This is a genomic window from Synechococcus sp. OH20, from assembly GCF_047502685.1.
GTDB lineage: Bacteria > Cyanobacteriota > Cyanobacteriia > Thermostichales > Thermostichaceae > Thermostichus.
The window spans coordinates 1-19511 of record NZ_JANSIQ010000048.1 but is presented as its reverse complement, the minus strand read 5'-3'; the positions used below and the strand labels follow the sequence as shown (position 1 = coordinate 19511).

19 protein-coding genes are annotated in these 19511 nt (G+C 60.0%); 13 read left to right on the top strand and 6 right to left on the bottom strand.

Translation table 11 applies throughout. The features are described from left to right. Positions 1–13 precede the first annotated feature (13 nt). From NW826_RS10565 to NW826_RS10555, 3 genes are all read right to left on the bottom strand, one after another. Positions 14–1870, bottom strand: a complete 1857-nt coding sequence (locus NW826_RS10565) for a mechanosensitive ion channel family protein (protein ID WP_414510102.1) — start codon at positions 1868–1870, stop codon at positions 14–16. Positions 1871–1952: 82 nt separating this feature from the next. Continuing rightward, positions 1953–4040, bottom strand: a complete 2088-nt coding sequence (gene uvrB / locus NW826_RS10560; protein WP_414510101.1) for an excinuclease ABC subunit UvrB — start codon at positions 4038–4040, stop codon at positions 1953–1955. 52 nt (positions 4041–4092) lie between these two features. After that, a complete protein-coding gene (locus NW826_RS10555) occupies positions 4093–4728 on the bottom strand; it encodes a hypothetical protein (protein WP_414510100.1) in 636 nt (211 codons plus the stop codon). Between the two features lie 155 nt (positions 4729–4883). On the opposite strand from NW826_RS10555, the gene murQ reads away from it, so the two are divergent. The 6 genes from murQ to NW826_RS10525 all read left to right on the top strand — a co-directional run bounded on the left by murQ (position 4884) and on the right by NW826_RS10525 (position 10885). Continuing rightward, positions 4884–5813 (top strand): N-acetylmuramic acid 6-phosphate etherase, encoded by a 930-nt coding sequence (murQ, locus tag NW826_RS10550; RefSeq protein WP_414333685.1) that lies wholly within the window; start codon positions 4884–4886, stop codon positions 5811–5813. Between the two features lie 21 nt (positions 5814–5834). Then, positions 5835–7121 (top strand): recombinase family protein, encoded by a 1287-nt coding sequence (locus tag NW826_RS10545; protein WP_414333683.1) that lies wholly within the window; start codon positions 5835–5837, stop codon positions 7119–7121. Then, a complete protein-coding gene (locus NW826_RS10540) occupies positions 7105–7380 on the top strand; it encodes a hypothetical protein (RefSeq protein WP_414510099.1) in 276 nt (91 codons plus the stop codon). Before NW826_RS10545 ends, NW826_RS10540 begins: the two co-directional genes overlap by 17 nt. Before the next feature lie 108 nt (positions 7381–7488). Beyond that, positions 7489–8325 carry a ferredoxin:protochlorophyllide reductase (ATP-dependent) iron-sulfur ATP-binding protein gene (gene bchL / locus NW826_RS10535; RefSeq protein ID WP_414333681.1) on the top strand — a complete coding sequence of 279 codons (837 nt, stop codon included), beginning with the start codon at positions 7489–7491 and terminating at the stop codon, positions 8323–8325. 158 nt (positions 8326–8483) lie between these two features. Beyond that, the gene (locus tag NW826_RS10530) at positions 8484–9455 is read left to right on the top strand and encodes a protochlorophyllide reductase (RefSeq protein WP_414510106.1); all 972 of its coding nucleotides are present in this window, start codon (positions 8484–8486) and stop codon (positions 9453–9455) included. Between the two features lie 29 nt (positions 9456–9484). Then, positions 9485–10885 carry a ferredoxin:protochlorophyllide reductase (ATP-dependent) subunit N gene (locus NW826_RS10525; protein ID WP_414510098.1) on the top strand — a complete coding sequence of 467 codons (1401 nt, stop codon included), beginning with the start codon at positions 9485–9487 and terminating at the stop codon, positions 10883–10885. Here NW826_RS10525 and NW826_RS10520 read toward each other — a convergent pair. The 3 genes from NW826_RS10520 to NW826_RS10510 form a co-directional block, all read right to left on the bottom strand. After that, complete coding sequence (locus tag NW826_RS10520) at positions 10882–11118, bottom strand: hypothetical protein (RefSeq protein WP_414333678.1); 237 nt, start codon at positions 11116–11118, stop codon at positions 10882–10884. The genes NW826_RS10525 and NW826_RS10520 overlap by 4 nt on opposite strands. A 63-nt stretch (positions 11119–11181) precedes the next feature. Then, on the bottom strand, positions 11182–12492 hold the full coding sequence (hemL, locus tag NW826_RS10515; RefSeq protein WP_414333676.1) for a glutamate-1-semialdehyde 2,1-aminomutase: 1311 nt from the start codon (positions 12490–12492) through the stop codon (positions 11182–11184). A gap of 71 nt (positions 12493–12563) precedes the next feature. Continuing rightward, complete coding sequence (locus NW826_RS10510) at positions 12564–12839, bottom strand: DUF4404 family protein (RefSeq protein ID WP_414333675.1); 276 nt, start codon at positions 12837–12839, stop codon at positions 12564–12566. A gap of 187 nt (positions 12840–13026) precedes the next feature. Between NW826_RS10510 and NW826_RS10505 the strand changes: the two genes are divergently transcribed. From NW826_RS10505 to NW826_RS10475, 7 genes are all read left to right on the top strand, one after another. After that, the gene (locus NW826_RS10505; RefSeq protein ID WP_414333673.1) at positions 13027–13338 is read left to right on the top strand and encodes a hypothetical protein; all 312 of its coding nucleotides are present in this window, start codon (positions 13027–13029) and stop codon (positions 13336–13338) included. Positions 13339–13473: 135 nt separating this feature from the next. Beyond that, positions 13474–14115: an SIMPL domain-containing protein gene (locus tag NW826_RS10500; RefSeq protein WP_414337404.1), complete on the top strand. Its 642-nt coding sequence runs from the start codon at positions 13474–13476 to the stop codon at positions 14113–14115. 332 nt (positions 14116–14447) lie between these two features. Beyond that, complete coding sequence (locus NW826_RS10495) at positions 14448–15680, top strand: response regulator (RefSeq protein ID WP_414510097.1); 1233 nt, start codon at positions 14448–14450, stop codon at positions 15678–15680. A gap of 71 nt (positions 15681–15751) precedes the next feature. Continuing rightward, a complete protein-coding gene (locus NW826_RS10490) occupies positions 15752–16246 on the top strand; it encodes a hypothetical protein (RefSeq protein ID WP_414365183.1) in 495 nt (164 codons plus the stop codon). Positions 16247–16282: 36 nt separating this feature from the next. Then, positions 16283–17191 carry a shikimate dehydrogenase gene (locus tag NW826_RS10485; RefSeq protein WP_414510096.1) on the top strand — a complete coding sequence of 303 codons (909 nt, stop codon included), beginning with the start codon at positions 16283–16285 and terminating at the stop codon, positions 17189–17191. 132 nt (positions 17192–17323) lie between these two features. Beyond that, entirely contained in the window at positions 17324–19003 is a 1680-nt protein-coding gene (locus tag NW826_RS10480) for a hypothetical protein (RefSeq protein ID WP_414510095.1), read from the top strand. Between the two features lie 38 nt (positions 19004–19041). Next, positions 19042–19407 (top strand): hypothetical protein, encoded by a 366-nt coding sequence (locus NW826_RS10475; RefSeq protein ID WP_414510094.1) that lies wholly within the window; start codon positions 19042–19044, stop codon positions 19405–19407. Positions 19408–19511: the final 104 nt, after the last annotated feature.

Genomic DNA, 19511 nt, shown 5'->3' with positions numbered 1-19511 from the left:
CGATAGGGATAGCTCAGGAAACGCCGTTTTGGTCTTCCAGCGATTTTGCCGCTTCGCTGAGGGCGGACTGGATGGAAGCGGCATCGGGCAGGGAACGGGAGCCGCCATTGAGGCTGACAAGTCCCTCCAGGCTGCGAATGTGAATATCTTGCTGCGGGAAAGGAATGCGGATCCCACGCCGCCGAAACTCGGCCTCGATGGCGAAGTTCAGCTCGCTGATCAAGACAAATTGATCCTGGGGACGGTTGATCCACACCAGCAGCTCAAAGTTGAGGGAAGAGGGGCCAAAAGACTTGAGCCAGACTTGGGGGGCAGGGCTGCTCAACACCCGAGCATTTTCTTTGGCAGCGCTGAGCAGAGCTTCGGTAACCAGGGCCGTATCGGAGCCATAGGCTACGCCGACGGGAATGTGAATGCGACAGCGGGGATCCCGGTAGCTCCAGTTCACCACCTTTGACTCGGTGAAGCGGGAGTTGGGCACAATCACAAAGATGCGATCCAAAGTGCGCAGGACGGTGGCCCGCGGGCCGATGCGCTCCACGGTGCCGAGCAGGTTGTCCACTTCCACCAGATCCCCGATTTGGATGGGGCGCTCCAGCAAAATAGCGATGTAGCTGATGTAGTTGTTGGAGAGGTTTTGCAGGCCAAAGCCGATCCCCAAACCCACCGCCCCGGCAATCACCGCCAGGGATCCCAGATTCAGGCCGCTGAAGGGCAAGACCAAGAGGATCCCGAACAGGGTGAGGATGTACTTGAAGATGGCCGTTGTAGACTCCTGGGTGCCCAGATCCAGTCCCAGCCGGCTCAGAAACCGCTGCTTAAAGCCAACGCTGACGTAGTGGGCAACGGTGAAGACCAAAACGGCCAGCACAAAGAAGACCAGTAAGCTGGCAATGGAGACGCTGGAATTGGGCAGCGGTTGGGTGAGGACGCCCAACGCCGTGGCCACCACCCGCCCCAAGCCCAGGTAAAAAGCGCGCTGAAACGGTCGCAGGGCGGGTATGAAGCTGATGCCGCGATCCAGCGAGATGCCGGCAATGAGAATTGCCCCCACGCCTCGCAGGAGCACTCCCCCAATGTCGATCCAGGTTCCCCAGGCCGGGCCGGCCTGGAGCTCCAGCCACCTCTGCAGGCGAACTAGGCTGCGGTCGAACAGCCGCCAGAGAAAGAACCCCAGCGCCAATGTGGCCAGACCGGCCAGGATGGTGAGAGCCAGCACGCGCGGATCCTGCGCCCGCTGCAGATCCAGCCGATCCTGCCGGTACTCGGCAATGGCTTGTTCCAGCCGTCGCGCCCAAGTGTTGGCCACCAGGCGCACGTCGTTGAGGCCCACCTGGCCCAGCGGCACCCTGCGCTCGGCGGCGGCATCGGCATAGGTGACGGTAAACAGATACCGCTGGGTGGCCTCAAAGCGGCCCCTTTCTCCCAGACGTAAGATGTATTGCCCGTTGGCATCCTGGTCCACCTGCACCTCCGGCTGCGGCAACTGGCCCTCCGCCAGAAAGCGCTCAATGATCGCCCGCACGTTGTCGGCCCGCACATCGCTGGGGTACTCTGCCGTCTGCAGGCGAAACACCGGGATGTTCCCCACCAAGACTTCTGTGCCCTCTTGGCCGGTAAAGGGGATCCCAGTTGGGCTAGGGGTCGGGGAGGGGGATCCCTCAGGAGTTGGCACTTCGGCAGGGGTGGGGCCGGTCTGGGAAAAGCCGGGATCCCGAAATTCAAGGGCCTGAGCCACCGGGATCCCAGCAGCCTTGGAGACCGGAGCAGGCAGGAGCCAGAGGCCGATCCCAGCTATCAGCCCCATCGCCAGGGCCGCTCCCTTCAGCAGGACAGAGTCTCGAATGGCTCGTTGGACACGAACGCCCATTGTCTCGGGGATCCCTAGGATGCTGCTGTAAGCCTATGGTGGCACAAGCAAATCCCGATTTTGGCCAACCCAAGTGAGGACTTTAAGTGCTCTGATGGTGGCCCAAAAGGCGTTGGCGCAGCTTTTTAATTTGGTCTCGCAGTTGCGCAGCTTCTTCAAATTCCAGGTTTTTGGCGGCTGCTTTCATCTTGAGTTCCAGTTGGCCGATCAGCTCCGGGATCTCCGACAGAGGGATCTCGTCTGTAGCTTGAAAGGCCTTTTCCAGATCTTGGTCGCTGAGTTTGCGGGAGATAGCCAAAAAAGACAAGATGGCGTTGCTGTTTTTCTTGACAATGGGCTTAGGGGTGATGTTGTGTTGGCGGTTGTATTGCAGTTGAATTTCGCGGCGGCGCTGGGTTTCGGCGATGGCCCGGGCCATGCTGCCGGTCAGGGTATCGGCGTACATCACCACCGTGCCACGGACATTGCGCGCTGCTCGCCCGATCATCTGAATCAGGGATCGCTCCGCCCGCAAAAATCCCTCTTTATCCGCATCCAAAATGGCCACCAAGGAGACTTCCGGCAAGTCTAACCCTTCCCGCAACAGATTAACCCCCACCAGTACGTCAAAGGCTCCTTCGCGAAAATCTTGCAAAATTTCAATTCGCTCAATTGAGCTAATCTCGGAATGCAAATAGCGAACCCGGATCCCGCGTTCCTGAAGGTATTCGGTGAGATCTTCGGCCATGCGTTTGGTGAGAGTGGTCACGATCACCCGTTCGGCAGGCCCCCGCTGGGAGCGCTCCAATCGCAGATAAATTTCTGCCAGCAAATCGTCCACTTGCCCAGCCGTGGGGCGCACATGCACTTCAGGATCCACCACCCCCGTGGGCCGGATGACTTGCTCCACAACCCGACCGCTGCCCGGCAGATAAAACTTTATGGCCTTGCCATCTTCCACCAGGGTTTGAAATTGGGCTCCGCTCTGCTCCAGTTCCCAGTTGCCGGGCGTGGCGGAAACGAAGATGCACTGGTGGACTTTGGCCCAAAACTCCTCGGCTTTGAGGGGACGATTGTCGAGGGCACTGGGCAGGCGAAAGCCGTGATCCACCAGCACCTGTTTGCGGGCACGGTCGCCGTTGTACATGCCACGGATCTGCGGCACCGTGACGTGGGATTCGTCCACCACCAAGAGCCAATCGTTGGCCTTGAAATAATCCACCAAGCAAGCAGGCGGCTCCCCTTCCTTACGCCCCGTCAAATGCCGGGAGTAGTTTTCGATGCCGTTGCAATAGCCCACCTCCCGCAGCATCTCCAGGTCGTAGCGGGTGCGCTGTTCTAGCCGTTGGGCTTCCAATAGCTTGCCCTCTTTGCGGAAAAGGGCCAGTTGCTTCTCCAGCTCCTGCTCAATGTCGAGGATTGCCCGCTCCAACTGTTCTTCTGGTGTCACAAAGTGGCGAGCCGGGTAAACTCTGAGGGCGCTGAGGCTGGTCAAAATCTCACCTGTAACCGGATCAATCAGGCGAATGGCCTCGATCTCATCGCCAAAAAATTCAATGCGGATCACCCGATCTTCATACGCCGGCACAATTTCCAGCACATCGCCTTTGACGCGAAACCGCCCCCGCCCCAGCTCCAAATCGTTGCGCTCGTACTGGATGCCGGCCAGCTCCCGCAAGATCTCCCGTTGGTTGATCTCCTGGCCGACTTTGAGAGGGATGGAGGCCTTCAGGTATTCCTCCGGCATGCCCAAGCCGTAGATGCAGCTTACAGAAGCGACGACAATAACATCTCGCCGTTCAAATAAAGAGCGGGTGGCGGAGTGCCGCAACATGTCGATCTCATCGTTGATGGAAGAAGATTTGGCGATGTAAGTATCGGTGCTGGGCACATAGGCTTCCGGTTGATAATAGTCATAATAGCTAATAAAATATTCGACGGCGTTGTAAGGAAAAAGCTCCCTGAGCTCGTTGCACAGTTGCGCCGCCAGCGTTTTGTTATGGGCCATCACCAAGGTGGGCCTGCCGACCTGCTGGATGGTGTGGGCAACGGTAAACGTTTTACCGGTTCCGGTGGCCCCCAGCAGGGTTTGAAAGCGATGGCCCTCTGAAATTGACTTCACCAAGCCGGCAATCGCCTTGGGTTGATCCCCCATGGGTTGATAAGGAGAAACCAGTTGAAACGCTGACATAAGTTTAATTTTCTGATGATCCTGAGCCGAAAGTTTCAAGTCGAATCTAAATCTAGGGAATACTGCGCTCCAAATCCGCAGATTTCAGCGCAGCTATACAGATCGATAAGATCCGGTCTACTTCGTCGGGATAGGGGTAAGTATAGGGATCCAGGTAGATACCTTTGTTTGGTCTATCCAGCAGGGCGAATTGCCACAGCTCCCCAGAGGTGATGGCTCCCGTAAGGACAGCTTGGCCGTCGCCGAGCCACTGATCCAGGGCAATCATCTCTACAGATAATTGGGTTAAGCCTTGAGTAAGGTCGGCTTTTTCGGCCTCGACAACCAGCAAAGAGCGGTCTGTATAGAGATAGTAGTCCAGGGTACCTTTAAGCTTCTCGCTGACTTGAATTGCATATTCGATCCGCATTTGCGCTTGGGTATACTGTACCACCTTCAGTAAAAGTGGGGCAATCAGGATTTCTCGACGAGCTGCTTCACTTTTTAAGCTAATGTAGGGTAAAAGCTGCTCTAGGCTGAGTCTCAAGTCTGCGCCATTGGGCAGTCGTTCCAGAGTTGGCCAGGTAATCTTTCGTCGTGTAAAGGTATAGCCAAACTCGGCCAACACATCTTCCGGTTCAAAGGGAAGATCAAAATAGCTGCTGAAGGTGTAAGCCTGATCCGGCTTCAGCACAGGCACTTTTGGCATAGGGATCCGGGAACGTGCAGTTTCTCGGCTGGGTTCACTCTAGCATTGAGCTGAGGGAAAGAGGCTCAACCCCGCGCCTCGCCACCGATAGAATCCAAGAGGACAAAACCCAGAACCGGCGAAGACAGATCCCTCTCACCTGAACAGCCGCTGCTATGCCCTCCTCCTATTTCTCCTGGGATCCGGGATCCCTGACCGAAAGCCCCAACCTGGCCACAGCCGAGATTGACCGCCTCAGCACCTTGGAACTGGTGAGACGGATCAACGCCGAAGATCGGCGGGTGCCGGCAGCGGTGGCTGACCAAGCAGAGCCGATCGCCCAAGCCATCGATGCCATTGCCGAGCGGATGGGGCGTGGCGGGCGGCTGATCTATATTGGGGCGGGAACTTCGGGGCGCCTGGGAGTATTGGATGCGGCTGAATGCCCGCCCACCTTCGGCACTGCCCCCACACAGGTGGTGGCTTTGATCGCCGGGGGGGAAAGGGCTCTGACCCAGGCGGTAGAGGGCGCAGAGGACGACGCCGAAGCCGCTGCCCGCGCTCTGGAGAGTCTCCATCTCCAAGCTCAAGATAGTGTTGTGGGAATTGCCGCCAGCGGTCGTACCCCCTATGTGCTGGGTGGGATCCAAGCCGCCAGAAGCATTGGGGCGCTCACGATTGGCCTGGCCTGCAACCGTCCTTCCCCCCTGACCGAGCAGGTGGAGATTGCCATCGCCCCTTTGGTGGGGCCGGAGGTGATCCTCGGATCCACCCGCATGAAAGCCGGCACAGCCCAAAAGCTGGTGTTGAACACCCTCTCCACCGGAGTGATGATCCGCCTGGGCAAGACCTATGGCAACCTAATGGTAGATCTGCAGGCCGGCAACGCCAAGCTCAAACAGCGGGCGGAGCGAATTGTAGCCCTGGCTTGCGATCTGGATCCCACCACGGCTGCCCAAGTGCTGCAGACTTGTGATGGAGAAGTCAAAACGGCGATCCTTGTGACCTTGATGGGGTGCTCTGTTCAGGAGGCCCGTCGGCAATTGCAGCAGGCCCAGGGCAGCATTCGCCAGGTGCTCGATTCCGCTCGGGCGCGGCAGCGGTGACCACAGCTTGGTTGCTTGTCCATGAGCGTTTACGGCTACCTCTACACACCTGCCCACGCCCCCTTGCCGGAGCAGGAGTTGGCCTGGCTGAAGGCACAAGGAGCCGATCCCATCCTGCACGATTGGGGATCCCGAACTTATCTGGAGGAGCTGTTGCAGGACATCGCCGCCGGATCGGTGCAGCAGGTGCTGCTGCTGCGCCTGGCGGATCTGGGGGAGCGGGCGGAGGAAGTCCACCAACGGCTGTTGCAGATCCAACAGGCGGGGATCCAACTGAGCCTGGCGACCCAATCCGGCTTGCACACCCCCAGCGAGGCTGCCGACTGGATCCCGCTGCTGGCCGAGATCCCCCATCAATTGCAAAGCCGCCGCCTCTGCCACAGCCAAGCCCGCAACCGTCTGGCGGGCAAACCTCCCCCCGGCCCGGCTCCCTTTGGCTATCGCCGCGAGGGGGAGCGCTATGTGCTGGAGCGCCGCCAGGCCCCTGTTGTTCAGGATTTTTTCCAGCACTTTCTTCTCTACGGATCCCTGCGCCAAGCGGTGCGCTTTTTGGAAGAAAAACACCACAAGCGCATTTCGGTGGCCACGGGGCGCAACTGGCTGCTCAACCCGGTCTATCGCGGGGATCTGGCCTATGCCGACGGCACCGTTCTGCGCGATACCCACCCCGCCCTCCTCAGCCGCACGGAAGCGGCCCAGATCGATCGCTGGCTCAAACGCAACCAAAGGATCCCACGCCGCAGCGCCAGCGCCCCCCGCGCCCTGGCCGGCCTAGTCCATTGCCGTACCTGTGGCAGCCTTCTGCGCATCGTGCAAACCACCCCCGGCAAGGCCAAGAGGAACGGCTCCTCCTACCTCTACCTGCGTTGCCAAACCTGTCGCTACAGCCTCCACTACGCCCAAGTCCTGCAGGAGGTGATCCGCCAGGTCTGCGAGCAGCTCCCCCACCGTGCCCAAAACCTGGATCGGCAGGCCCTGGACCAAACCCGCCAACAGCTCCAAGCCCAGATCCAGGCCAACAGCGAGCGGCTGCGGCAACTGGAGGAGCTGCAGCAATCTGGACTGATGGATGAGCCCTCCCTGGCCCAGCGCTGCTACCAACTGCGGGCGGAAACGGCCCGTTTGGCCCAAAAGCTGGAACAGCTCCCTCCTGCCAACTTCCTCCAGATCGCCCAAACTCTCTCCATCCTGCCCTTCTGGCAAGACCTCAGCGAGAGCGAGCGCCGCGCCTACCTGCGGGAATTCCTGCGCAGGGTTGAGGTGGATTCTACAGGGGCCGTGCAGATTGCCTTTGCCTTCGATCCCTGAGATCCCTTTTGAAGTTGGGGATTCCGCGTCTCCTCTGGCCATTGAGACCATTCTTGAGACTCTCCCTCAAAGCGGGAAAAGGGATCCCGCCGGCAGTCTCCAGCGAGTTGACGGGAGCAGCGCTTGTCAAAGCCAGGGAGAGATGAATGATTTGCTTTTGATCTTATTTTACGAAAAAACAAAAAACAAAAGCTGGAAAAAAGCCAAAAATCGGCTCGAAGAATCTTTTGGGCGAGGATTTGTCCGTCTGGCGATTTAAGAAATTGCTTTAACTTGTTTTAGGCTTGCCTTAATTCTTCTCAACACTTCTCAGGGAGTGGGTTAGCTGCCGATAATGGCCCTTGTCAGGCTTGTGGAGGAACGTGCTGTGAAGTTGGCAGTTTACGGGAAGGGTGGGATCGGCAAGTCCACCACCAGTTGCAACCTCTCGGTGGCCTTGGCTCGGCGGGGCAAGAAGGTGTTGCAAATTGGCTGTGACCCCAAGCACGACAGCACCTTCACCCTGACTGGTTTTCTCATCCCCACCATCATCGATACCCTGGAAGCCAAGGGCTACCACTACGAAGACATCTACCCCGAGGATGTGATCTACCGCGGCTACGGCGGCGTAGATTGCGTCGAGGCGGGAGGGCCGCCGGCAGGGGCCGGCTGTGGCGGCTATGTGGTGGGAGAAACCGTCAAACTCCTGAAGGAGCTGAACGCCTTTGACGAGTACGACGTCATCCTCTTCGACGTGCTGGGGGACGTGGTGTGCGGCGGCTTTGCTGCCCCCCTCAACTACGCCGACTACTGTGTGATCGTTACTGACAACGGCTTTGACGCCCTGTTTGCCGCCAATCGCATTGCCGCCTCGGTGCGAGAAAAAGCCAAAACCCGCAAGCTGCGCCTGGCCGGCCTAATCGGCAACCGCACCAGCAAGCGGGATCTCATCGACCAATACGTCTCGGCAGTGCCCATGCCCGTACTCGAGGTGCTGCCACTGGTCGAGGACATTCGCATTTCGCGGGTCAAGGGCAAAACCCTCTTCGAGATGGCAGAGACGGATCCCAGCCTGGAGCCCGTCTGCCAGTACTACCTGAACATCGCCGACGAGCTGCTGGCCCGCCCGGAAGGGATCGTGCCCCGGCCTGCTGAGGATCGGGAGCTGTTTGCCCTGCTGTCGGACTTTTACAACGCCCCGGCACGGGAGCCGGCGCTGGTGTAAGGGATCCCAAACCTGCCAGCTTGCCGGTGTGTCTAAAAGTGAAGCAATTGTTTCGGAAAACCGTCGCAAACCTTATCAATTCGTTGTCTGGCCCGCTTTCCGCCCCAAGATGGATTGTGCAGGAGATCCATCTTGAGGACATGGCAGAGGAGTTGGATATGCAAGCACAAGTGCAACCCACCGTGGTGATTACTGGAGCCTCTTCGGGCGTTGGCCTGTACGCGGCTTTGGCTTTGGCCAAGCAGGGCTGGCACGTGGTGATGGCCTGTCGGGATCTGGACAAAGGCCAGCGGATGGCTCAGCAGGTGGGGATCCCCAGCTACACCCTGATGCCGATCGATCTGGCCAGCTTGGCCAGTGTGCGGCAATTTGTCGAACAATTTCGCCAGTCGGGCCGCTCTCTGGATGCCCTGGTGTGCAACGCCGCCATCTACATGCCCTTGCTTAAGCAGCCCTTGCGCAGCCCGGAGGGCTATGAGCTGACCATGGCCACCAACCATCTGGGGCACTTCCTGCTCTGCCACCTGATGCTGGAGGATCTGAAGCGCTCCACCTATCCGGATCGGCGGCTGGTGATCCTGGGCACGGTTACCCACAACCCCAAGGAGCTGGGGGGCAAGATCCCACCCCAACCTCACCTGGGGGATCTGCGGGGCTTTGCCCAGGGCTTCAAGGAACCGATCAGCATGGCCGATGGCGGCAAGTTCGATCCCGTCAAAGCCTACAAAGACAGCAAAGTTTGCAACATCCTCACCATGCGGGAGCTGCACCGCCGCTTCCACGAGAGCACCGGCATCACGTTTCTCTCCCTCTACCCGGGCTGTGTGGCGGAAACGGCCCTCTTCCGCCATCACTATCCCCTCTTCCAAAAGCTGTTCCCCTGGTTTCAGAAAAACATCACCGGCGGCTACGTCTCCCAAGAGCTGGCCGGCGAGCGGGTGGCCCAGGTGGTGGCGGATCCGGAGTTTCGCCAGTCGGGATTCTACTGGAGCTGGGGCAACCGGCAACGGAAAAATGCCAAGCCCTTTAACCAAGAAGTCTCGGACGAGGCGGGGGATGCGGCCAAGGCCAAGCTGCTCTGGGATCTGAGCGAGAAATTGGTGGGCGTGCCCCAATTGGTCGCCCCCTAGCTTGACAAACCCTTTTCTAGGAGCCGACGATGACTGCTGCTGTGGATGCTTCCAATACCCTCCACTTTCAATGCGAGACCGGCAACTACCACACCTTCTGCCCGATTAGTTGCGTGGCTTGGCTCTACCCCAAAATCGAAGACAGCTTCTTTTTGGTGATCGGCACCAAAACCTGTGGCTACTTTTTGCAAAATGCCATGGGGGTGATGATCTTTGCCGAGCCGCGCTATGCCATGGCCGAGCTGGAAGAGGGGGACATCAGCGCCAAGCTCAACGACTACGAGGAGCTGAAGCGGCTGTGCCTGCAAATCCAGCGGGATCGCAATCCCAGCGTCATCGTCTGGATCGGCACCTGCACCACCGAGATCATCAAGATGGATCTAGAGGGCCTAGCCCAGAAGCTGGAAGGGGAGATCGGGATCCCGATTGTGGTGGCGCGGGCCAATGGCCTCGACTACGCCTTTACCCAGGGGGAAGACACGGTTTTGGCCTCTATGGCCCAGCGCTGCCCGGAGCAGGTGCAGGAAGAAGAGCGGGAGACGCGGGGTGGCCTGCAGGCTCTTTTCTACGGGCTGCGCCCCGGCAAAAAGAAAGAGGAAGAAGGCTTCCCCAAACATCCCCCCTTGGTGATCTTCGGCTCCGTGCCGGATCCGGTGGTAACCCAACTCACCCTGGAGCTGAAAAAGTACGGGATCCGCGTCTCCGGCTGGCTGCCGGCCAAGCGCTACGAGGAGCTGCCGGCCATCGAGCCGGGCACCTATGTGGTGGGGGTAAATCCTTTCCTCAGCCGCACCGCCACCACGCTGGTGCGCCGCAAAAAGGCCAAGCTCATCACCGCTCCTTTTCCCATCGGGCCGGATGGCACCCGCGCCTGGATCGAGGCCATCGCCGGCGAGCTGGCGATCCCGACTCAAGGCCTGGCAGAGCGGGAAGGGGAAGTGTGGCGTCACCCCCAGGTTCAGGAGTACCTGGGCCTGCTGCGGGGCAAGAGCGTCTTCTTCATGGGGGATAACCTGCTGGAGATCTCCCTGGCCCGCTTCCTGGTGCGCTGCGGTATGACGGTGCAGGAAATCGGGATCCCTTACCTCGACAAGCGCTACCAGGCCGCCGAGCTGGCCCTCCTGGAGCGCACCTGCGAGGAGATGGGGGTGCCCAAGCCCACCATTGTCGAGAAGCCGGATAACTACAACCAACTGCAGCGCATCAAAGCCCTGCAGCCGGATCTGGTAATCACGGGCATGGCCCATGCCAACCCCCTCGAAGCCCGCGGCGTCACCACCAAGTGGTCGGTGGAGTTTACCTTTGCCCAGATCCACGGCTTCGGCAACACCCAGGCGCTGCTGGAGCTGGTCACCCGCCCACTGCGGCGCAACGCCGCCCTCAAAGGCTTGGGCTGGGAACAGTTGGTGGGGGAAAAAGCCCTGAGCTAACTTTCTGGCTCCTCGTTGTCGAAGAGCAGGCCATCCAGGTGATCCGGCAGTTGCTGCCGGTCGATCCAGACCATGCCGGCCAAAATTGCCTCGGCCTCATTGTGGAAGTAGCCGTAGGCTGGGGCGGCAAACTCCACCGAGCCATCCTGACGTAGCCGCTGACAGCAAAAAATGAACCCCTTGTCGGTGGTTTGGGTGGTGATGCGCCAGTTGCGGTGGATGTGCTCGGCCATGATCCCAGTGCAGATCACCCTCACCCCCAACCCCTCTCCCAAGGGGAGAGGGGAGAAGAAACCCTAGAGCGTGCGCAGCACCTCTCGCGCCGCCTCGAGGGTTCTCTCCACATCGGCTTCGGTGTGGGCCAAGGAAGTGAAGCCGGCCTCGAATTGCGAGGGCGCCAGATACACCCCCCGCTCCAGCATGCCGCGGTGGAAGCGGGCAAACTTTTGCAAGTCCGAGCGCTTGGCCTCCTCGTAGTTGCGCACTGGGCCAGCCGTGAAGAAGAAGCCGAACATGCCGGGCAAATGGCCCCCACACATCTCGTGCCCGGTCTCTTGCGCAATCTGCAGCAGCCCCGTGGCCAGCTTCTCGGTAATCCGCTCCAGATACTCATAGGTACCGGGGCGACGCAAAATATCGAGGGTGTGGATCCCGGCCGTCATGGCCAGGGGGTTGCCGGAGAGGGTGCCCGCCTGGTACATCGGCCCCGCCGGCGCCACCATTTCCATAATCTCCCGCCGACCGCCGTAGGCCCCCACCGGCAGGCCGCCGCCGATTACCTTGCCCAGGGTGGTTAAATCGGGGATGACACCAAACTTGGCCTGCACACCGCCGTAGCTGATGCGAAAGCCGGTCATCACCTCGTCAAACACCAGCAGGGCGCCATACTTCTGCGTCAGCTCCCGCAAACCCTCCAAAAAGCCCGGCTGCGGCGGAATGAAGCCGGCATTGCCCACCACCGGCTCTAGGATCACGCCCGCAATGGAGTCGGGATGCTGCTCAAACAGAGCCTTGACTGCCTCTAGATCGTTGTAGGGGGCGGTCAGCGTGGCACTGGTAGCGGCCTTAGGTACCCCTGGCGAATCCGGCAGGCCCAGCGTGGCCACCCCTGAGCCGGCCTTGACCAAAAACATGTCCGCATGGCCGTGGTAGCAGCCCTCGAACTTGATCACCTTTTCCCGCCCCGTGTAGGCCCGCATCAGGCGCAGCGCCGCCATGCAAGCTTCGGTGCCGGAGTTAACAAAGCGTACCATCTCCACGCTGGGCACCGCCTCGATCACCCGCTCGGCCAGCTCGTTTTCCAAAACGCAAGGGGCGCCAAAGCTGGTGCCTTTCTCCAAAGCTCGGTGCAGAGCCTCGATCACCTCGGGATGGGCGTGGCCGACAATCGCCGGCCCCCAACTGCCGATGTAGTCGATGTACTGGTTGCCGTCCACATCCCAGGCGTAGGCTCCTGAGACGCGGTCAAACACGACGGGATCCCCGCCCACCGACTTGAAGGCGCGCACCGGGGAACTGACCCCGCCGGGCATGAGCCCTTTTGCTCGGGCAAAAATCTGTTGGGAGCGGGTGATGTTAAACGAGGTGGGATGGAGAGTGCCGGTCATAAACAGGAGCTATTCAACGCATTACCAAGGCTAGCAGGCAGAGGAGCTTGCTGGTGAGCCCTCCTCATAAACTACAAACCCATCCCTGCCAGCGTGTCGATCACTTGCTCCAGGATCAGGGTGAGGTTGGGATGCGAGGTCTCGAACAGGCCCAGCGCCTCCCCAATGCGATCTCTACGCCCTTGATTTTGCTTGCTCTCACTCGGGGATCCCAGCTCGGCCAGCACCGCTTCCACCTCTTGGCGAATGGTGGCGATGTGCTGTCGCTGCTTTTCATCCAAGCCAGGGGTTTTTTGCAGCTCAACATCCAGGTCGTGCAGCAGTTGTCGCAGTTTCGATGCAGCCATTCTCAAAAAGACCTTATCAATTTACTCAATCAACAAATCGAGTTTTGACCACGCTGACTCGATCATACAGGAGCGGAGATCGCTCTTTTGGAAGCGGCTGAGGCGGCAAAGGTTAACTTTTGCAGCCGGGGATCCCAGCCTTGGAGCAACTCCCATAGGATGGGTAGTAGCCTTGCTGTCTATCCCTATGTCTGAGCTGGCATTGGCCCTGCTGGGGGCAGTGGTTGCCGTTGCCCTGTTCCTGGGAATTTTTGTCTGGGAACAAAGACGCAGCCAGGAGCTGCTGCAGCGGTGGGCGGCAAAGCATGGCTACTCCATTCTGAGCCAGGAGGCGCGGTATTGGCGGCTGGGGCCTTTTTCCGGCAGCACTTCCAAGTATCAACGCGTGTTTTATGTGCGGATACGCAATCCGGGGGGGCAAGAACGCAGCGGCTGGGTGAGGTTAGGGAACTGGTGGCTGGGGCTTTTGTCAGATCAGCTAGAGGAACGGTGGGAGTAGGCTGGGGTTAACGACTGAAAGGGGGAAGCAATGGACAGGCTCAAGGGGTGGAAAAGGCTGAAGGGGGTGGCCTGGCTGGGCGTGGTACTGGCGCTGGCACTGTTGGGTTGGAACGCAATCGCTGGAGGCGGGGCAATGGCCAGTCCCGGTGAGGGATCCCGAACTTTGACGGTAACCGGCCAGGGGTCTGTTGCGGTGGAAACCTCCATTGCCGTAATCCGGCTGGGGGTGGTGCTCCAAGGGGAGACGGCCCAAGCGGTCCAGCAGCAGGTGGCCGAGCGCTCGGAGCGGCTGGTGAACCGCCTCAAAGAGCTGCAGGTGAGCGCCCTGCAGACCACCGGCATTTCTCTCTATCCGCAATACGACTACCAGCAGAGCCCACCCCGCCTGACCGGGGTACAGGGGCAAAACAGCCTGCAATTTGAAGTACCCATAGCCCGAGCCGGACAGGTGCTGGATGAAGCCGTGGCCGCCGGAGCCACCCAGGTGGAATCGGTCAGCTTCCGAGCGGATGAGGCCACCTTGCTGCAGGCGCGCAGCCGTGCCCTGACCCAGGCCGTGGAAGATGCCCAACGTCAAGCCAGCGATGTGTTGAGGGCCTTGAACCTGAGCATTCATTCTGTGGAGGGCATCCAAATTCACAGCGAGGGCTCCATAGCGCCGCCAGTTCCTTTGGCTGCTCAAGCAGACTATGCCCGCCTAGAAGCAGCTTCCACACCGGTGGAAGGAGGACAACAAGCCGTGCGCGCCCAAGTCACGCTCGAGATTCGTTTCTAGGTTCCTGGGGTGGCCATGAAGTCACGGCGAACCCTGCCTTCCCTCTCCCTGGGGCAGAGGAGGATTCCCCCTGGGGGCGTGAGGAGCAGTAGCGGGGAACGCCCAGAAGCATCTTCCTCGCGTTTAGAATGACTGCGAAACTTCAAAAATCTCAAAAAAATAACCCGGCAAAGTTAGGTAGTGGCTGCCAATCCCTACGTCTAGAATAACGATGGAAAACACGGGAAAGTTTGCTTTCCCGGATTTCCTTGTCATCTGGCTTTGGCTTACCCGTGGATCCCAATTTGGAGAACGCTGCTGCCACTGGTACGTCTGAAGGCCCTCAGGCGGGCTTGGGCGCTAGCAAAGGCGGAGCCAGCAGCTTGCGGGCCCATGTGCTGATCGTGGATGACAGTTACATGGTGGCAGAGATGTTGTCCAACTTTTTGGGTAAGCAGGGCTGTAGTATTTCTTATGCTTTGGATGGCTTGTCTGCCCTGGAGCAAATCCGCCGCCGGATCCCAGATCTCATCATCGCCGACTGGGTCATGCCCAATCTAAATGGCCTGGATCTATGCCGGCAGCTACGGCAATCACCCGAATATGCTTGGGTGTACTACATCCTCATGACCGCCCGCGAGGGCAACGACAGCATGGAGCGGGCGTTAGAAGCCGGAGCTGATGAGTTCCTCTCCAAGCCCTTTCAGGCGGCAGAGCTGCTGACGCGGGTGCGGGCAGGGCTGCGCATTGTGGAGAGCCGCCGCCAGCAATATCTGCTCCAAACTGGACAAAAACAAGTCTCATCTCCTTCTGGCTCGGTTGCTTTGGGCAATCGGCAGGATTTGGTTACTCGCTTGCCGTTGCGGGTGGCCCAAGCCCGTGCCCAATCAGATCCCCTCAGTTTGTTTGTGCTGCGCTTGGCCAACCTCAGTGCTCTGGGGCAAGGCCTAGAGGCCGGCGGTCGGGCTGCTCTTCTCAAGCTGTTTACGGATCGCTTGGCCCACAACTTGCGAGAGGGGGATGACCTCTTTTGCTACGACGAGGGGCAGTTTATTGTGGTGCTGCCGGGGAGCACTCTGGCTGCTGCCCAGATTGCCGCCGAGCGCTGCTGCCAGCGGTTGATCCAGGATCCCTTTGTGATGAATGGGCGAGCGCTGCCGGTGCAGCTTCAATTTGGGGCGGCCACCCTCACAGATAAGGACGATCCCAAGGGGGTGGCCCTGGTGCGACGGGCTGCCCAAGCCCTGCGAGACAGCAAAAATGTCCACACTTCGGTGGTGACTGCACCCCATCCCATCCCGGTTTCCGATTGCAGTAGCGGGACGGCGTCCTCAGAGCTGCTGAAGCGTTTGCAACATCTAGAAAAAGAGAATGCCGAGCTACGCCAAGAGCTGGAAACTCGCCTCAGGCAGCTCGAGGAGTTGCGGCAACACAGCCAGGATCTCAGCCAAGGGGTGCGGGAGCCTAGGGCTGAGCGGTTTGAGGCTGGATCCCGCTCTCAGCAGCCCTTGGGGATCCGCCGGCGGAAACCGCGGCGGCGTCTGAAGCGTCAACTGGGCCGCGGAGGATGGCGACTGCGCCGGTAAGTCCGATCCCCAGAATCCGGCGGTGGGTTGGCCGCAGCAGAATAGGCAGGTGGGAGGTGGGAAGAACAGCCATGTTCAATTCTAGTCGGAGCCAATCCGCCATCTGGAAGCCAGCAAGAAGGTGGTTTCTCAACAACATCGAGCTGATCCTGACGGCGGTGGGGATAGGCGTAATCCTACTCAGCGGCTGGGTGGCCAGCCGCAGCGCTCTTTCCGTGGCGACGGCAACGGCGATCAGCGCCACTGTGGTGGGAGTTATCCACGGCATCCTGTTCTGGCTGTTGCGGCGGCGGCAACGCCGGGTGCGGCAGGAGGCGATCGGGCAAATTCGGGAAATGCTGGAGGATCTGGGCAAAAACCGGTTGCAAACCATCAAGATGAGCCTGTACCTGGTGCAGGTGCGCCAGCCAGATCAAGAAGAGCGCACCCGCCAAAGCTTTGACCGCGTCTACCAGATCCTGGGCGAGATGAGCAGTTTAATCGACCACATTTCGGAAGAATCCCTGGCCAGTTGGCGGCAGCGCTACCGGCAAACTTTAGATCGGGTGGAGTCGGAGTCTAACTAATTGGAGCTACAGGGCAGGGATCCCTTAGGAGCTGGGGTGGACAGGCGGATTTCGGGAAGTACGCAATTGCTGGGCCTGATCGGGGATCCGGTGGCCCACAGCCTATCCCCGGCGATGCACAACGCTGCCTTGGCGGCCATGGGAGAAGACTACTGCTACGTGCCCTTTCCGGTGGCGGCAGAGCGCCTGGCAGTGGCGGTGGCCGGGCTGGCGGCCATCGGGGTGCGGGGGTTTAACGTCACCATTCCCCACAAGCAGGCGATTCTGCCTTTGCTCAGCCAGGTGGAAGCGCGGGCGGCAAAGGTGGGAGCAGTAAACACGGTCTTCGCCTTGCCGGAGGGAGGCTGGGGCGGCACCAACACCGATATCGACGGCTTTGTTCAGCCTTTGCTGGGCTTGGAAAAAGGGATCCCCACCCTAATCCTGGGCTGTGGCGGGGCGGCGCGGGCGGCCATCCAGGGCTGTTTGGAGTTGGAGTTGGGGCCAGTACGGGTGGCCGGGCGATCCCCTGAGAAGTTACGGGCTTTGCAACAGACCTGGCCCCAGGTGGAAACGCTAAGCTGGGCCGAGCTGGAGCGCCACTTGCCCAAGACTTCCCTTGTGGTCAACACCACCCCCGTGGGCATGTACAAGCCGGGATCCCCTGCCGAGCTGTCTCCCCTTAGCCGGGAGCAGCTGCACCTTCTGCCCGCCGGCGCCGTTGTCTACGATCTCATCTATGTACCGGATCCCACGCCGCTGCTGCGTATGGCTGCCGAGCTGGGCCACACCCCCATCAGTGGCCTGGAGATGCTGATCCACCAGGGGGCCAAGGCCCTCTCCCTCTGGCTGGGGGGCAAGCCTGTGCCGGTGGAGGTGATGCGGCAGGCGGCCCGGCAGCAGTTGGCCCAGATTGAGGCGGATAGGGCAAGGGATCCCAAGCCCCAGCTCTCCTCTCAAAGTTGAATGCAATTGGCTGGGGGCGGGAACAATTGCCTCGGGCCTGCCGGTCTCTAGGGGGAGATAGGGCTACAGCAATCCTCGGTGGGGTTAAGGGTGTTGAGGTTGCCAAGGCAGCAGCGGAAATGGCTTGCAGGTGTGCTCGGCGCACTGATGTGGCTGGGATCCGGAATCGCTGCCCAGGCCCGATTCCCGAGGTTTGGCCATTCCCTTTTTCCTGACTCCGATCCCAGGTTTCAGGGCAGCGGGGAACAGACAGGATCCCTGTCTGCTCTTCAGCTCGATGCCTTCTGCCGGCAACCCCCTGAGGAAGTGGCGCGCAAGGCTCAACTGCGCCAGCGGGCCACCCAATCAGAGGCCGCTTGGGCCGAATACACCCAAGTCTTAGCCGAACATCGCGCTGCCTTGATTGCCTGCCGCAGCCGCCGTTGGCCGCAGATTCAGGCCATTTGGGTGCGCTTGCATCCCTGTGATGCCAATCCAGGCGTACTGGATCAGGTGTTTGACCAGGTGGTGAACCTGGGCTATAACCGCGTTTTTATCGAGACGTTTTACGATGGCCGCTCCATTCTGCCCGATGGGGCGGGCGGGATCTGGCCCAGCCTGCAGCCCAATGCCGATTTGTTGGATCTGGCTCTCAAGGTGGCGCGACGGCGGGGGTTATCGGCCTATGCCTGGGTGTTTTCCCTCAATTTCGGCTACAGCTACGGGCTTCTCCCAGATCGCCAGGCAGTCTTGGCCCGCAACGGCCGTGGCCTCACCACCGTCTTGGATCCAGCGACAGCCCTTGCAGAAGATTTGGGCAGCCCGGATGAGGTGTTTGTGGATCCCTTTCATCCTCTGGCGCGACGGGATTTTGCCGAGCTGATCCGCCGCATCCTGCAGCGGCAGCCGGATGGGATCCTCTTCGACTACATTCGCTATCCCCGCGGCTCTGGGGGATCCAGCCTGGCAGCCACCGTCCAGGATCTGTGGATCCATGGGGAGGCAGCCCGGCAAGCCTACCTGGATTTGGCAGAAAACCCGGCGGGCCGAGCCTTGCTGGAGCGTTACCTCAGCCAGGGCTATATTACTGTGGCAGATGTTCTCCATCTGGATGCCACCTATGCCGAAGAGCCCCGCTGGCGCCAGCCAGGGGATCCCAAGCCCAGCGCAAGCAGGGAGCGGCCGCTTTCTCCAGAACTAGGGGACGGGATGGCCCAAAGCAAAGCAGGCGAGAATTGGCATTCCACCCATGCCGATTTAGAAGGTGATTCAGGGAATAGGGATTTAGAGAATTTGGCGGCTCCCCGTCCAAAAGCAGCGCCGCCGGATCCCACCCCTACCCCTAGCGCCGCTCTCCGACAGGAGCGCTGGCAAGAGCAGCTCTGGCAGCTCAGCGTTGAGTTTGCCCGCTATGGGATCCTCGATTACCTGCGGCAAGCTGCCCAACCGGCCCAAAGCCTTGGGATCCCGACCGGGGCCGTCTTTTTCCCCGAGGGCAACCAGGCGGTGGGAGAAGGGTTCGACGCCCGTCTCCAGCCTTGGGATCGTTTTGATCCAAACATGGAGTGGCACCCGATGGCCTATGCCAAGTGCGAGGATGGCTCCTGTGTGGTGCAGCAGGTGGGGCAAATCCTGGTCGTGGCCTCTCCCCAAACCTTTGTCTGCCCGGCCATCGCCGGCCTATGGGGACAAGCGCAGCGAAAACGCCCCAGCTTGGAAATCCAGATGGGATCCCTGGCCCGCCGCTTTCCGCAGTTGCCTTGTGTGAGCCACTTTGCCCTCTCTTGGATCGAGCCGGAGCTGGAGCGCAGCCGTCGCACCTGTCAATTCTGATGCTCACCCCACACCCGCAAGTTGGGAATTCTGAAATTATGAACCCCGAACAATTCGATCTGATTAACCGCTTGTTTCAACTCACGTTTCAAATCGGGGATCGCTTGGGATGTGAGTCTTCTGACCCCGCTCAACTACTCCTGACCGACCGGCCCGGCCTAGAAGCAAGCCACCTATATTTCCCGTCCGATTACGTTTACGAGGATCTGGATCCCGAAGTGTGGGCCAATTATGCGGCTGAGGTGCCAGCTTTATCGCAGATGGCTGACCTTTTGCAATCCTATCCCCTCACCTGTGGCATTTATCGCCAAGACGAGGTTTCGTGGTGGATTTGCGCTTTTTGGATGGCCCAAGAGGGATTGGGAACCAACGTGCTCTTGCGCGCCCACAGAGTCGAAACTTAGGCAGTTGATCCCCAAGTTCCCTTTCGTATTGGGATGGGGATCGGTGTTACATGAACTACCCCACCGCGCAGGCGGGTGGGGTTTCCCCATCCGCTTTACGGCGA